The organism is Klebsiella sp. M5al, assembly GCF_002090195.1.
In the GTDB taxonomy this organism is placed as follows: domain Bacteria; phylum Pseudomonadota; class Gammaproteobacteria; order Enterobacterales; family Enterobacteriaceae; genus Klebsiella; species Klebsiella grimontii.
Genome location: NZ_CP020657.1, coordinates 5,498,658 through 5,513,039, shown reverse-complemented (window position 1 = coordinate 5,513,039; position 14,382 = coordinate 5,498,658). Strand labels below are relative to the sequence as shown.

The window sequence follows — 14,382 nt, the reverse complement described above, 5'->3', positions numbered from 1 at the left end:
TGTTCTCTTTCCACCACAATGAGGGGAAATATGCTAACAGCACACAGCTTATGCTGGCTATGCCAAATGCCGCTGGCCATTGCCCGCTGGGGGATCTGCTCGCGTTGCGCGTCTGCGCTGCTGGATTCTGAACCGCTTTGCCCGCAGTGCGGCCTGCCGGCTCGGTCAGACGCGCTGCCCTGCGGGCGCTGCCTGCAAAAACCGCCGCCGTGGCAGCGGCTGGTGGCGGTCAATGACTATCGTCCGCCGCTGAGCGGCCTGATTCACCAGTTGAAATTTACTCAGCGGCCCGAGCTGGCCCCGGCGCTGGCGCGTCTGCTGCTGCTGCGTATACGCCAGCGTCGGGATCTTCCCCGACCGGACCGGATCATTAGCGTACCGCTCTGGCAGCGGCGCCAGTGGAAGCGGGGGTTTAATCAGAGCGATCTGCTGTGTCGGCCGCTATCCCGCTGGCTGGGCTGCGCCTGGCGTAGCGATGCGCTGACCCGTCGGCGCCGTACCGCCACCCAGCATCAGCTCAGCGCCAGATTGCGTAAACAGAACCTGAAAAACGCCTTTCAGCTTGAATTGTCGCTACAGGGCCACCATATCGCCATTGTGGATGATGTCGTCACCACCGGAAGCACCGTCGCCGAGATATCCCGCCTGCTTTTGCGAAACGGCGCCGCGACGGTTCAGGTATGGTGTATATGCCGTACCTTGTAGACCCCTGCTGATGGGCGTATTATAACCCAGTAAAATAGTCAACTATTAGGCCAACGCTATGATCCGTATTTCCGATGCTGCACAAGCGCACTTTGCCAAACTGCTGGCAAATCAGGAAGAAGGGACACAAATTCGCGTATTTGTGATCAATCCCGGCACCCCTAACGCCGAGTGCGGCGTGTCCTACTGCCCACCGGATGCGGTGGAAGATTCCGATACTGCGCTGAAGTTTGAACAGCTCACCGCGTATGTCGATGAACTTAGCGCGCCGTATCTGGAAGACGCTGAAATCGATTTTGTTACCGACCAACTGGGCTCCCAGCTGACGCTGAAAGCGCCAAACGCCAAGATGCGCAAAGTGTCCGACGATGCCCCGCTGATGGAGCGCGTCGAGTACCTGCTGCAGTCGCAGATTAACCCGCAGCTGGCCGGGCACGGCGGGCGCGTCACGTTGATGGAAATCACCGAAGATGGCCTGGCGATCCTGCAGTTTGGCGGCGGCTGCAACGGCTGTTCGATGGTCGACGTGACGCTGAAAGAAGGGATCGAGAAGCAGATGCTGAACGAGTTCCCGGAACTGAAAGGCGTACGCGATCTGACTGAACACCAGCGCGGCGAGCACTCCTACTACTAATTATCCGCCCGGCTGCCTTTGCGCGGCCGGGCGGCTCCCCCTATGTTACCGCGCAACATTCCCCGCTAAGCGACCCGGCAAAAACCCGGGAAAGAGTATGACTTAAGTCTCATATTTGAAATTTTCACCGCCCAGGTGATTCTCAAACTTCATATGTTACCCGTATCATTCACTTCAGGCGCCACAGATAAAAAAATAGCCAGCTATCCTTTCTCTGGGTAAGGATAAAGCCAGCTTCTACGGCGTCAGACATTTTTTGTTCCGCTCGGAACGGATGAAGTCAATGTTGAAACTATGACGTTACCCATAACAAATTAAGGCCAGGTAAATCATGCCATTAGTCATCGTTGCTATCGGGGTTGCCCTGTTATTGTTGCTGATGATCCGTTTCAAGCTGAACGGGTTTATCGCTCTGGTTCTGGTGGCACTTGCCGTCGGGCTCATGCAGGGCATGCCTCTGGATAAAGTGATCGTATCCATCAAAAACGGCGTTGGGGGAACCCTCGGCAGCCTCGCGCTGATCATGGGCTTCGGCGCGATGCTCGGTAAAATGCTGGCGGACTGCGGCGGTGCGCAGCGAATCGCCACCACGCTGATTGCCAAATTTGGTAAACAACATATTCAGTGGGCGGTTGTGCTCACCGGCTTTACCGTCGGCTTCGCCCTGTTCTATGAAGTGGGCTTCGTGCTGATGCTGCCGCTGGTCTTTACCATCGCGGCATCCGCCGGTATCCCGCTGCTCTATATCGGCGTCCCGATGGCGGCCGCGCTCTCCGTGACCCACGGCTTCCTGCCTCCGCACCCGGGCCCGACGGCGATTGCCACTATTTTCCATGCCGACATGGGCAAGACCCTGCTGTTCGGTACGATTCTGGCGATCCCGACGGTTATCCTCGCGGGTCCGGTTTATGCGCGCTTCCTGAAAGGTATCGATAAGCCGATTCCGGAAGGGCTGCATAACCCGAAAACCTTCACTGAAGAAGAGATGCCGGGCTTTGGCGTCAGCGTCTGGACCTCGCTGGTCCCGGTTATCCTGATGGCGATGCGCGCCGTGGCCGAGATGGTTCTGCCGAAAGGCCATGCCTTCCTGCCGATTGCTGAATTCTTCGGCGACCCGGTGATGGCGACGCTGATCGCGGTACTGATCGCGATGTTCACCTTCGGTCTCAACCGCGGTCGTTCAATGGAGCAGATTAACGATACGCTGACCTCCTCGATTAAAATCATCGCCATGATGCTGCTGATCATCGGCGGCGGCGGCGCCTTCAAGCAGGTGCTGGTCGATAGCGGCATGGATAAATACATTGCTTCTATCATGCATGAATCCAATATGTCCCCGCTGTTTATGGCGTGGTCGATTGCCGCGGTACTGCGTATCGCCCTGGGTTCCGCCACCGTTGCGGCTATCACCGCGGGCGGTATCGCCGCGCCGCTGATCGCCACCACCGGCGTGAGCCCGGAACTGATGGTTATCGCCGTGGGCTCCGGCAGCGTTATCTTCTCCCACGTTAACGATCCGGGCTTCTGGCTGTTTAAGGAATACTTCAACCTGACCATCGGCGAGACCATTAAGTCGTGGTCGGTACTGGAAACCATTATCTCCGTGTGCGGCCTGGTAGGCTGTCTGCTACTGGGGATGGTGGTATAAGCTGCTTGTCAGCCTAAAACGGGCCGGGTCGCCGCGATGCGAACCCGGCTTTTTTATGCGCGATGGCCACCACGGCCAGACTTATCGCAGTAATACCCGCCTGCGCGCGGCGCCTGACATTGAAATTCACCCAACTATCCCCCATTCTAGATCTCATGCTACAGCGCGGGACGCGCGCTTCATTCACCCTATTCAACAGGACTGCGCATATGACCAATCCATTACTGACGCCTTTTTCATTACCGCCATTTTCTGCAATCAAACCCGAGCACGTGGTCCCCGCGGTCACTAAAGCGCTGGATGACTGCCGGGCGGCGGTAGAGCGCGCGGTGGCGCAAGGGGCGCCGTATACCTGGGAAAATCTTTGCCAGCCGCTGGCGGAAGTGGACGATGTGCTGGGGCGTCTTTTTTCTCCGGTCAGCCACCTGAACTCGGTTAAAAACAGCCCGGAGCTGCGCGAAGCCTACGAACAAACCCTGCCGCTGCTCTCCGAGTACAGTACCTGGGTTGGGCAACATGAAGGTCTGTACAAAGCGTACCGCGACCTGCGCGACGGCGATCATTACGCCACCCTGAATACCGCGCAGAAAAAAGCGGTCGATAACGCGCTGCGTGATTTTGAACTCTCCGGTATTGGCCTGGCGAAAGAGCAGCAGAAACGCTACGGCGAAATCGCCGCCCGCCTGTCCGAGCTGGGCAATCAGTACAGCAACAACGTGCTCGACGCGACCATGGGCTGGACCAAGCTGATCGCCGATGAATCCGAGCTCTCCGGGATGCCGGAAAGCGCGCTGGCCGCCGCGAAAGCCCAGGCTGAAGCTAAAGAGCTGCAGGGGTATCTGCTGACCCTCGATATTCCGAGCTATCTGCCGGTGATGACCTACTGCGACAATCAGGCGCTGCGTGAAGAGTTGTATCGCGCGTATTCCACCCGTGCCTCCGACCAGGGGCCAAACGCTGGAAAATGGGATAACGGCCCGGTGATGGCGGAAATCCTCGCCCTGCGCCACGAACTGGCGCAGCTGCTGGGCTTTGACAGCTATGCCGATAAGTCGCTGGCGACCAAAATGGCGGAAAATCCGCAGCAGGTGCTCGACTTCCTGACCGACCTGGCCAAACGCGCCCGTCCGCAGGGTGAGAAAGAGCTGGCCCAGCTGCGCGCCTTCGCCAAAGCCGAATGCGGCGTTGATGAGCTGCAGCCGTGGGATATCGCTTACTACAGCGAAAAACAGAAGCAGCATCTTTACAGCATCAGCGATGAACAGCTGCGCCCGTACTTCCCTGAAAACAAAGCCGTTAACGGCCTGTTCGAAGTGGTTAAGCGTATTTACGGCATTACCGCGAAAGAGCGTACCGATGTTGATGTCTGGCATCCGGAAGTGCGCTTCTTCGAACTTTATGATGATAAAAATGAGCTGCGCGGCAGCTTCTACCTCGACCTCTACGCCCGCGAACATAAACGCGGCGGGGCATGGATGGATGACTGCGTCGGCCAGATGCGCAAGCTTGACGGTACGTTGCAAAAGCCGGTCGCTTATCTGACCTGCAACTTTAACCGTCCCGTCAGCGGTAAGCCGGCGCTGTTCACCCATGATGAAGTGATCACCCTGTTCCACGAATTTGGCCACGGTCTGCACCATATGCTGACCCGTATCGATACCGCCGGCGTATCCGGCATCAGTGGGGTACCGTGGGATGCGGTCGAGCTGCCGAGCCAGTTTATGGAAAACTGGTGCTGGGAGCCGGAAGCGCTGGCGTTTATCTCCGGCCACTATGAAACCGGCGAGCCGCTGCCGCAGGAGCTGTTGGAGAAGATGCTGGCAGCGAAAAACTACCAGGCGGCGATGTTTATTCTGCGCCAGCTGGAGTTTGGTCTGTTCGACTTCCGCCTGCATGCGGAGTTCAGCCCGCAGCAGGGCGCGAAAATCCTCGAAACGCTGGCGGAAATTAAGCAGCAGGTCGCGTTGATTCCCGGGCCGTCGTGGGGCCGTTTCCCGCACGCCTTCAGCCATATCTTCGCCGGAGGTTATGCGGCGGGCTACTACAGCTATCTGTGGGCCGACGTGCTGGCGGCGGATGCCTTCTCACGCTTCGAAGAGGAGGGGATCTTCAATCGCGAAACCGGCCAGTCGTTCCTCGACAACATCCTTAGCCGCGGCGGGTCGGAAGAGCCAATGGTGCTGTTCAAACGCTTCCGCGGACGTGAGCCGCAGCTGGATGCGATGCTTGAGCATTACGGTATTAAGAGTTAATCCTGTTGTGAAAATTTGTTTAATTGATGAAACGGGCGCCGGAGACGGCGCCTTATCCGTTCTGGCCGCCCGCTGGGGGCTGGAGCAGGACGAAGACAACCTGATGGCGCTGGTGATGACGCCCGAGCATCTGGAGCTTCGCAAGCGTGATGAGCCGAAGCTTGGCGGCATCTTCGTCGATTTTGTCGGCGGGGCGATGGCCCACCGTCGCAGGTTCGGCGGCGGTCGCGGCGAGGCGGTGGCGAAAGCGGTGGGTATTAAAGGCGACTACCTGCCGGATGTGGTCGATGCGACCGCCGGCCTGGGAAGGGATGCCTTTGTTCTTGCTTCCGTGGGCTGTCGCGTGCGGATGCTGGAGCGTAACCCGGTGGTCGCCGCGCTGCTTGACGATGGCCTGGCGCGCGGCTACGCCGATGCGGAAATCGGCCCGTGGTTGCAGGAGCGGTTGCAGCTGATCCACGCTTCCAGCCTGACGGCGCTGACCGATATTACCCCGCGCCCGCAGGTGGTCTATCTCGACCCGATGTTTCCGCATAAGCAGAAAAGCGCGCTGGTGAAGAAAGAGATGCGGGTATTTCAGTCGCTGGTGGGGCCGGATTTAGACGCCGACGGTCTGCTGGAACCGGCGCGTCAGCTGGCGACCAAACGGGTAGTGGTTAAGCGCCCGGACTACGCGCCGCCGCTGGCGGACGTGGCGACGCCCAACGCGGTGGTGACCAAAGGCCACCGGTTTGATATCTACGCCGGAACGGCGATTGAGCCGCAATCCGGGCATGTTTCTGACTGAAATAGCGTGCGCGCTTTCCCCGGGGGCGGCGCTCGGCGCGCCTTGCCCGGGCTACGGGTTCGTGCGGTCTGGCGGTTTTGTAGCCCGGACAGGTGCGTAGCACCGCCTCCGGTGCCGACAATCTGACGCGTCTGAACGGCGGCGAGCTGATGCTGACGCCCGCCTGGGAAGAGCATCTGGCCGGGCTGCAAAAAACCGGGGCCATCACCTCCCGGCTGTTCCTTAACTGGCCGATCCTCCTCGAAACGCAACAGGCGCTGAGTAAAGCCTCCGGTTCCACGCCGAGGAACAGGCAGGTCAGCCCAGACGTGAAGCGCCCCGACACCGATGTACAGTTTTACGGTAAGGTCTACAGCGCGCAGCTCAGGAAAGAGTTCGTGCGTGAAGTGATGATGCAGTGAAAAATTCCCCTGCCGTGCTGGCAGGGGATGTTTATTTATACAAACGGGGCAAGCGGGTCGGCAGTCTCGAACGCCACCGCTTTATCGGCTTGTGGCGGATAAATCAGCTCGCTGACGATCGACATCTTGAGTTTTTTCGCTTCGGCGCGCGTCAGTTTCACCTGCTGATCCCAGCCCTCGGTGTAAACCGCGCCCCATTCGCCCAGATCCAGACAGGTGACGTACATCTCCTGACGATACGGCAACGGTTCAACGTTCAGCAGACTTGCAGCCGCGTTATTCCCGGCAAACTTGCCCAGCAGAATCGCGTGCTGGCAGGTCATTAACGCGTGATTACCCTTATCATCGGTGGCGGCATAAGCCACGTCGCCGGTGGCATAAATCTCTTCATGCCCCACAACCTGAAGATTAGCATTCACGTGCAGACGACCCTGACGGTCGCGCGGGGCGTCGATCTGTGCCGTTAAGCCGTTAGCCTGAACGCCAACGGTCCATATGACCGTCTGTGATGCAATCGTCCGACCCTCTTTCAGCGTCACACCAGAGCTATCAACGTTCTCCACTTCGGCATTGACCAGCCACTCGACGCCCAGCTCTTCTGAAGCCTGAATAATCACCTCGCGTAGCTCATCGCTGAAGCGTGAGCCTGGCTGCGGGCTTCGCTCAACTACGACAATTCTGGTCTTAGCATCGGCGCCGAGAATTGCCCGCAGACGACCCGGTAGCTCCAGCGCCATCTCAATACCGGTGAAGCCGCCGCCGCAGACCACCACGGTATTACGTGCCGTGCTCTCTGGCTGCCGGGCCAGATCTTGCAGATGCTGCTCCAGTACGGTAGCGCTTTCCAGTTGATCGAGGTCGAATGCGTACTCTGCGGCTCCGGCGACCGTACTGCGATTGACCTGGCTGCCGCTGGCCAGCACCAGGCGGTCGTAGCGATGCTGGCGCATTTCACCGTTGGCATCTTTCCAGCTTACCTCTTTGCAGGCCGGAAGGATTTTCTCAACCGTGCCGCGCAGGAAAGTCACCCCGGTGACGTCGAACAGCGGTTGCAGTGGCGCAACCAGCGTTTGAACGGCGCTTTCATAAAAACGCGGGTGCACACGCAGTTCAGGCTGTGGCGCAATCACCGTAATATCAATGTCCTGCTGATTTTTATCCGCCAGACGTGCGGCGCTCAGCGCTGCCCACATACCGGCAAAGCCAGCGCCCACGATCAGAATTTGTTTACGCATTGGAGTTTCTCACTGGTAACGATGAAATATTTACTCGGATTTTATTGGTCGTAGTTTAGAAATGCAATGTGATTTCAGCTGAACGGATTGCTTTGTGCGTTGTTTTATAATTATCTATTTGATATTTAATTAATTATATATCCAATAATCGTGGCTTGGCTCTGACTGTCTGGAATCTGTATTTTTAAAAAGCTACAATGAACTCAGATTAATTTTGGCTGAGATAAGAGTATGGCATTCTACAGTTCCGGGGTTGAATACGGCATCCATAGCCTGATGTGTATGGTGGACAGCAAGGGCGATGCCCGCGACATGAGCGTACGTGAGATTGCTGACTTGCAAAGTGTGCCCTACGATTACCTGGCCAAAATTTTCACCCGTCTGTCAAAGGCCGGTTTGGTACGCAGCATCGAGGGTAAGGGCGGCGGTTTTCAGCTGGCGAAAGCGGCTGAACACATTACGGTTCTCGACGTGGCGAACGCCATTGATGGTGATAAACGGATTTTTGAATGCCGTGAAATTCGCCAGCGTCTGGCGGTATTTGAGGAGCAGCCTCCGCAGTGGGCTTGTGAAGGCATTTGCGGCGTGCGCTCGGTGATGGATATGGCGCAGCAGCGGATGGAGGAGGCTTTAGGCCAGCACACCATCCTCGATCTGGCGCGTAAAATGTACCGCAAAGCGCCGGATACTTTTGTGGTTGAAGTGCAGGACTGGATTGCCGCGCGAAAAGCGTAGTCGCCGGAACCGCCCGATAGCGCAAGGCTCATCGGGCGCGCGCAAAGAAGGCCGGATAAGGCATTAGCCGCCATCCGGCAATGATAATTACTGTTTGGTATCCGGTGTATTAATCATCCGGTTTAGCCACGGCACCATGATCGCCATGACCACCGTTACGCCCAGGGTCACCAGACCGATTTTGCTGAAGACATCGGTATAAATCGGCAGCGTCTGTAGCGGGTCGGTTATAGTGTCCGGTACGGCGGTGAAGGTCGCGACGTAGCCGCCCAGCAGAAACGCGGCGGCCTGCGTCAGGAACCACATCCCAAGAATAAAGCCCATCAGATGCTGCGGTACCAGCGCGGCGACCATCGCCAGCCCCAGAGCGCTAATCAGCAGTTCCCCCAGGCTCTGGAACAGATAGACCAGCACGATAAACCACGGCGAGGTCAGCCCCTGGGCATCGGCAAACCACATTCCCGCCGCGGCGGCCGTCAAAAAACCCAGCGCGCACAGGAACATCCCGAGGGTGAACTTCATCGGCATGGTCAGATCTTTGCCCTTATTGCCCAAACGCGTATAGATAGCGGCGAGGATCGGGCTGGCCACCACCACCCAGAACGGGTTTAGCGCCTGGAAACTCACCGGATTAATCGCGAAGCCGAGAATTTCATGGTGGACGTTGTTGATCGCAAAGAAGTTGAGCGAGGTGGGCATCTGCGCGTACAGAATATAAAACAGCACCGCCTCCAGCATCAGGATAAAGGCGACGAACATTTTGTTGCGCCCGGTCTTATCAAGCTTGAAGGCCTCGCGGAAGAAGAAAATCGTCACCACCAACGAGAGGATAATCAGCACCAGGTTGGCAATTTTGACGTTATGCATCAGCCAGGCGCAGACAAAAATCATGACCACCGTTCCGGCCAGCACGTACAGCAGGTTGCGCAGGCTTAGCGGCCTGCGGTCCGGCTCAGAACCGATATCCTTCACCATCCCTCGACAGGCGAAGTAAACCAGCAGGGCGACGATCAGCCCCGCGCCGCACAGGTTGTAGGTCACCGCGTAGCCGAACTTATCGGCAATTACCGGCGCCAGCGAGAGCGACAGCAGCGAACCGATATTGATCGACATATAAAACAGCGTGAAGGCGCCATCCAGGCGGGCATCTTTTGGCGGATAGCACTTGGAGAGCAGGCTCGCCGGGTTGGCTTTAAATAGCCCGTTTCCCACCGCAATGGTCCCCAGCGCGATGAAAATCAGATTGGGTTGGTGCAGCGACAGACCGGTCATAAAGTAGCCTGCGGCCAGCACAATCGCGCCAAGTACCAGCGTGCGTTTAGTGCCGAGCAGGTGATCGCCGACATAGCCGCCGATGGAGATAAGGCCGTAGACCAGCGCGGCAAACGCGCCAAAGGTAATAAACGCCTGCTCCTGAGAAAAGCCAAGCTGTTTAACAAAGAATACGGCCAGGATGCCCTGAACGCCGTAATAGCCAAATCGCTCCCATAGTTCCACAAAAAAGATCATGAAGAATGGGCGAGGTTGCTGCAGCAAGCCTGTCGGTGCGGTTGAATTCATCTTTCTTCGCCTTTAAGTCCTGTCCGGAAAAGTATGAACGCGTATGCCAAAACGCGCTGAAAAAGCTTTATTTTGCGTAATGATATGATGTTTATGGCTGTTAACAAATTATTATATGGGTAAATTGCCTGTGAAATGGTTGATCAGTCTGGCATTGTGGCAATTATTTGGACGTATGTGCTTTTTATGCGGCGGGTGAGGCGAGAAACAAAAACGCCCGCGTTAGCGGGCGTTGGTCATCAGCGGATTAAATAACGTCCTGTTATTCCTCTTCTTCGTCGCGCAGTGGGACAATCAGCATATCAACGTGAACGGTGTTGATAAGCTGACGCGCTGAGGACATCAGCTTGCTCCAGAAGTCCTGATGGTGACCACAAACCACCAGGTCCATATCATATTTTTTAATCGCATCAACCAGAACCTGGCCGAGATCGCCGCTGCCGCTGAGGGTTTCAGTGATCGGGTAGCCCGCGTTCGTCGACAGCTCGCTTAACGCGTGGTGAGTTTCTTCAGAGATGCGTTTCTGCATGTCGCCCAGATTGACGTCAATAAGGCCGGTGTAGAGATCGGAGTAATTCACATCCACGTGGATCAGGGAAACTTTTGCATTGTAGGGACGGGCCATAGAAACGGCTTTTTCTACCAGTACTTTGCTTTCCGGGGACAGGTCTACTGCAATAAGAATATGTTTGTAAGCCATAGTGTTACTCCTTCCATAAGTTGTCGATGACCGTTGGACCTGACAGCCAGCGCTGCCGCTTCGCCCGCGTCCTGCGTGCTACATTCGCGGGGGCTAGTCCTTAAGGACCTAATTGTAGAAGATATTTCTACCTTATAGCGCCCCTCGCGATCCGTCAATCCACCTTGTTCAGCGAATAGTTAAACAAATATATCCGACTTATGCATTGATAATGATTAACGTTGTGGTAAAAAAATTAACTGATCTCCTACACTATTTAATGAGCCGGTCGGATAAATAAACGTGATCGGAATCGCACTCTTTTACTGTACAGTCGGTTTGCTATTGGGGAGCGGTAGTCCCGGAGGGAGCCTCCGAGGACGGGTCGCCGGGGAGGAGGTATGATCAGCACTATTGCGCTGTTTTGGGCCCTGTGTATCGTATGTGTAGTGAATATGGCACGCTACTTCTCGTCGCTGCGTGCATTGCTTGTTGTGCTACGTGGTTGTGACCCTTTGCTCTATCAATATGTCGACGGCGGCGGTTTTTTTACGTCGCACGGGCAGCCCAGCAAACAGATGCGCCTGGTGTGGTATATCTACGCTCAGCGCTACCGCGATCACCATGACGATGAGTTTATCCGCCGCTGCGAGCGGGTTCGTCGGCAGTTTATCCTCACCAGCGCGCTATGCGGCCTGGTGGTGGTCAGCATGATTGCCCTGGCTATCTGGCACTAGCTTTACGGCAGGCAAAAAAAACGGGCCAGTTTCCTGACCCGTTTGTCTCTCTTCTGACTGATACCCGCTTAGATAAACTGCAGCGAGAGCCAGTACAGCGCACCGGACAGCAGAATCGCTGCGGGCAGGGTGAGCACCCAGGCCATCAGGATGCTGGTGACGGTTTTCTTCTGCAGGCCGCCGCCATCAACGAGCATCGTCCCCGCTACCGAGGAGGAGAGCACGTGGGTGGTGGAAACCGGCATCCCGGTATAGCTCGCCAGACCAATCGATACGGCTGCGGTCATCTGCGCTGACATACCCTGCGCATAGGTCATCCCTTTCTTACCGATTTTCTCGCCGATAGTGGTCGCCACGCGACGCCAGCCGATCATGGTGCCGATTCCCAGCGCCAGAGCAACCGCCATAATAATCCAGATTGGCGCATACTCGATGGTGCTCAGCATATCGGTTTTCAGCTTCTTCAGTAGACGCTTATCGTCAGCATTCACTTCCGGCAGTTTAGCCACTTTATCGGTGGTGTCGGAGATGCAGAGCATAATACGGCGCAGATGGCTACGCTGCTCAACGGAGAGCGTGTCGTAGCTTTCGGTACCGGCCAGCATCGTCTTCACGCGGTCAAGCGCGTTGATGGTGTTTGCCGGGTGGCAGTGAAACTCGCCGTTAGCGGCGGCCCCTGCGTCCGGAGACGGAATGAGCTGCTCGGCGCCGGTCGCTTTCTTCAACAGCTCAGGGCGCTGCTGGAAGAAGGTTTCCACGTTGTTGACCGCATCGCGGGTACGGGTGATTTCGTAGCCGGAAGCGTTCATATTGACCACGAAGCCCGCCGGGGCAACGCCGATAAGCACCAGCATCACCAGGCCAATGCCTTTCTGGCCATCGTTCGCGCCGTGGGAGAACGCGACGCCAATGGCGGACAGAATTAGCGCAATACGCGTCCAGAACGGCGGCTTTTTCTTGCCGTCTTTCTTTTCACGCTCGGCGGGGGTCAGGTGGATACGGGCGCGTTTTTTGGTTCCGCTCCAGTAGCGACGCAGAATGAAAATCAGGCCGCCCGCCACCACCAGACCTACGATTGGCGAGATGATCAGCGAGCCAAAAATACCCATGACTTTCGGGATGTTCAGCGCATCCACCACCGACGTGCCGGTCATCAGCGCATTGGTTAAACCAATACCGATGATCGCGCCGATCAGGGTGTGCGAGCTGGAAGCCGGAAGGCCGAAGTACCAGGTGCCGAGGTTCCAGATGATTGCCGCCAGCAGCATGGAAAAGACCATGGCGAGGCCATGCGCTGAACCCATGTTAAGCAGCAGGTCGGTCGGCAACATATGCACGATGGCATAGGCTACGCTGAGACCGCCCAACAGAACGCCGAAGAAGTTAAAAAGAGCCGCCATCGCCACAGCAAGCTGCGACCGCATTGCGCGTGTGTAGATCACCGTTGCAACAGCGTTTGCGGTATCATGAAAACCATTGATCGCTTCGTAAAAAAGCACGAAAGCCAGAGCAAGCAATAATAATAGCCCGGTATGTAAATCCAGACCGGCAAATAAATGTAGCATAGGACGTTACGCCATTTTGAGGACATGAACGCGGCGCATTATCAGTGACTTTCGCGGCGCGGGCAAAGTGAAATATAGACTTTTTTTGATTTTCTTCCTGTTTAAGTTTTACCTTGTTGGGAGTATTCCTATATCTTTCAATGAGGTACAGAAATCTGTTTTTTTTCAGGCTGGTGCGACCAGAGTGAAAAATTTACAATTCCCGACAATCGGGATATGAGGAATGTTGTGTGGAAAGGTTTGATGCCATCGTAATCGGCGCCGGAGCGGCGGGAATGTTTTGTGCGGCGCAGGCGGGGCAGGCAGGTTGCCGGGTGCTGTTACTCGATAACGGCAAAAAGCCCGGGCGTAAAATCCTGATGTCTGGCGGTGGCCGTTGCAACTTTACTAACATGTATATCGAACCCGCGGCATATCTCAGTCAAAACCCGCATTTTTGCAAATCTGCGCTGGCGCGCTACACCCAGTGGGACTTTATCGATCTGGTTGGCAAATACGGTATTGCCTGGCATGAGAAAACCCTGGGCCAGCTTTTCTGCGATGATTCCGCCGAGCAAATCGTTAACCTGCTGCTGGCCGAGTGTGAAAAAGGCGGCGTGGAAATTCGCCTGCGCAGCGAAATTATCAGCGTTGAGCGGGATGATGAGGGCTACACGCTGCAGCTTAACGGCGAGACGGTGGCGGCGAAAAAGCTGGTGGTCGCCTCCGGCGGGTTATCCATGCCCGGTCTGGGCGCTTCGCCGTTCGGCTATAAGCTTGCCGAGCAGTTTGGCCTGAAGGTGCTGCCGACCCGAGCGGGCCTGGTGCCGTTTACCTTGCATAAGCCGCTGCTTGAACAGCTGCAGGTGCTTTCCGGGGTGTCGGTACCGTCGACCATCACGGCGGAAAACGGTACCGTCTTCCGGGAAAATCTGCTCTTTACCCACCGTGGGCTGTCCGGACCGGCGGTATTGCAAATTTCCAGCTACTGGCAGCCGGGAGAATTCGTCAGCATCAATCTGCTGCCGGATTGCCATCTTGATGACTTCCTCGACGAGCAGCGCGCGGCGCATCCCAATCAAAGCCTGAAAAACACCCTCGCGATGCAGCTGCCGAAGCGGCTGGTTGAGTGCTTACAGCAGCTGGGCCAGCTTCCGGATGTCACCCTGAAACAGCTTAACGTTCGTGAGCAGCAGGCGCTGGTGGAGACGTTGACCGCATGGCGCGTCCAGCCGAATGGCACCGAAGGCTATCGCACGGCGGAGGTAACCCTCGGCGGCGTCGATACGAATGAGCTCTCTTCGCGCACCATGGAAGCCCGCAGGGTGCCCGGTCTGTACTTTATCGGCGAAGTGATGGACGTTACCGGCTGGCTGGGCGGCTATAACTTCCAGTGGGCGTGGGCATCAGCCTGGGCATGCGCGCAGGCTTTAGCGGAACAGAAATAATTCCTGCTCTGTATCAG

12 protein-coding genes and 1 pseudogene are annotated in these 14,382 nt (G+C 56.6%); 9 read left to right on the top strand and 4 right to left on the bottom strand.

Going from position 1 to position 14,382, the window contains the following annotated elements:
- The first annotated feature begins 30 nt into the window (after window positions 1–30).
- The 6 genes and pseudogenes from gntX to BWI76_RS26600 all read left to right on the top strand — a co-directional run.
- Window positions 31–705 carry a DNA utilization protein GntX gene (gene gntX, locus BWI76_RS26625; RefSeq protein WP_004134293.1) on the top strand — a complete coding sequence of 225 codons (675 nt, stop codon included), beginning with the start codon at window positions 31–33 and terminating at the stop codon, window positions 703–705.
- A gap of 58 nt (window positions 706–763) precedes the next feature.
- Window positions 764–1,339: a Fe-S biogenesis protein NfuA gene (nfuA, locus tag BWI76_RS26620; RefSeq protein WP_004126273.1), complete on the top strand. Its 576-nt coding sequence runs from the start codon at window positions 764–766 to the stop codon at window positions 1,337–1,339.
- A 331-nt stretch (window positions 1,340–1,670) separates the two neighbouring features.
- Window positions 1,671–2,987, top strand: coding sequence for a gluconate transporter (gene gntT, locus BWI76_RS26615; protein WP_004134706.1), 1,317 nt, complete (start codon window positions 1,671–1,673; stop codon window positions 2,985–2,987).
- A gap of 209 nt (window positions 2,988–3,196) precedes the next feature.
- Window positions 3,197–5,239, top strand: coding sequence for an oligopeptidase A (gene prlC, locus BWI76_RS26610; RefSeq protein WP_004134707.1), 2,043 nt, complete (start codon window positions 3,197–3,199; stop codon window positions 5,237–5,239).
- 7 nt (window positions 5,240–5,246) lie between these two features.
- Entirely contained in the window at window positions 5,247–6,026 is a 780-nt protein-coding gene (gene rsmJ, locus BWI76_RS26605; RefSeq protein WP_004134709.1) for a 16S rRNA (guanine(1516)-N(2))-methyltransferase RsmJ, read from the top strand.
- A gap of 92 nt (window positions 6,027–6,118) precedes the next feature.
- Window positions 6,119–6,427, top strand: a pseudogene (locus tag BWI76_RS26600) (LysR family transcriptional regulator); the annotation flags it as partial.
- Between the two features lie 35 nt (window positions 6,428–6,462).
- Here the strand turns inward: BWI76_RS26600 and BWI76_RS26595 are convergent.
- Window positions 6,463–7,662, bottom strand: coding sequence for an NAD(P)/FAD-dependent oxidoreductase (locus BWI76_RS26595; protein WP_004134713.1), 1,200 nt, complete (start codon window positions 7,660–7,662; stop codon window positions 6,463–6,465).
- A gap of 231 nt (window positions 7,663–7,893) precedes the next feature.
- Here BWI76_RS26595 and BWI76_RS26590 point away from each other — a divergent pair, with 231 nt between their 5' ends.
- A complete protein-coding gene (locus BWI76_RS26590; RefSeq protein WP_004134715.1) occupies window positions 7,894–8,397 on the top strand; it encodes an RrF2 family transcriptional regulator in 504 nt (167 codons plus the stop codon).
- Between the two features lie 87 nt (window positions 8,398–8,484).
- Here the strand turns inward: BWI76_RS26590 and dtpB are convergent, their stop codons facing one another.
- Both dtpB and uspA read right to left on the bottom strand, forming a co-directional pair.
- The gene (gene dtpB / locus BWI76_RS26585) at window positions 8,485–9,957 is read right to left on the bottom strand and encodes a dipeptide/tripeptide permease DtpB (protein WP_004134716.1); all 1,473 of its coding nucleotides are present in this window, start codon (window positions 9,955–9,957) and stop codon (window positions 8,485–8,487) included.
- A 262-nt stretch (window positions 9,958–10,219) separates the two neighbouring features.
- Window positions 10,220–10,657, bottom strand: coding sequence for a universal stress protein UspA (uspA, locus tag BWI76_RS26580; protein ID WP_004106650.1), 438 nt, complete (start codon window positions 10,655–10,657; stop codon window positions 10,220–10,222).
- Window positions 10,658–11,037: 380 nt separating this feature from the next.
- On the opposite strand from uspA, the gene uspB reads away from it, so the two are divergent.
- Window positions 11,038–11,373, top strand: a complete 336-nt coding sequence (gene uspB, locus BWI76_RS26575) for a universal stress protein UspB (RefSeq protein WP_004126267.1) — start codon at window positions 11,038–11,040, stop codon at window positions 11,371–11,373.
- Between the two features lie 68 nt (window positions 11,374–11,441).
- On the opposite strand, the gene pitA is transcribed toward uspB, so the two are convergent.
- Window positions 11,442–12,938, bottom strand: coding sequence for an inorganic phosphate transporter PitA (pitA, locus tag BWI76_RS26570; protein ID WP_004126266.1), 1,497 nt, complete (start codon window positions 12,936–12,938; stop codon window positions 11,442–11,444).
- 230 nt (window positions 12,939–13,168) lie between these two features.
- On the opposite strand from pitA, the gene BWI76_RS26565 reads away from it, so the two are divergent.
- The gene (locus tag BWI76_RS26565; RefSeq protein ID WP_049100312.1) at window positions 13,169–14,365 is read left to right on the top strand and encodes an NAD(P)/FAD-dependent oxidoreductase; all 1,197 of its coding nucleotides are present in this window, start codon (window positions 13,169–13,171) and stop codon (window positions 14,363–14,365) included.
- Window positions 14,366–14,382 lie beyond the last annotated feature (17 nt).

Coding starts and splice junctions, on each gene's coding strand:
- BWI76_RS26590 (WP_004134715.1), top strand. CDS start 7,894: ATGGCATTCTACAGTTCCGGGGTTGAATACGGCATCCATAGCCTGATG.
- BWI76_RS26595 (WP_004134713.1), bottom strand. CDS start 7,662: ATGCGTAAACAAATTCTGATCGTGGGCGCTGGCTTTGCCGGTATGTGG.
- prlC (WP_004134707.1), top strand. CDS start 3,197: ATGACCAATCCATTACTGACGCCTTTTTCATTACCGCCATTTTCTGCA.
- dtpB (WP_004134716.1), bottom strand. CDS start 9,957: ATGAATTCAACCGCACCGACAGGCTTGCTGCAGCAACCTCGCCCATTC.
- uspB (WP_004126267.1), top strand. CDS start 11,038: ATGATCAGCACTATTGCGCTGTTTTGGGCCCTGTGTATCGTATGTGTA.
- nfuA (WP_004126273.1), top strand. CDS start 764: ATGATCCGTATTTCCGATGCTGCACAAGCGCACTTTGCCAAACTGCTG.
- gntX (WP_004134293.1), top strand. CDS start 31: ATGCTAACAGCACACAGCTTATGCTGGCTATGCCAAATGCCGCTGGCC.
- uspA (WP_004106650.1), bottom strand. CDS start 10,657: ATGGCTTACAAACATATTCTTATTGCAGTAGACCTGTCCCCGGAAAGC.
- gntT (WP_004134706.1), top strand. CDS start 1,671: ATGCCATTAGTCATCGTTGCTATCGGGGTTGCCCTGTTATTGTTGCTG.
- pitA (WP_004126266.1), bottom strand. CDS start 12,938: ATGCTACATTTATTTGCCGGTCTGGATTTACATACCGGGCTATTATTA.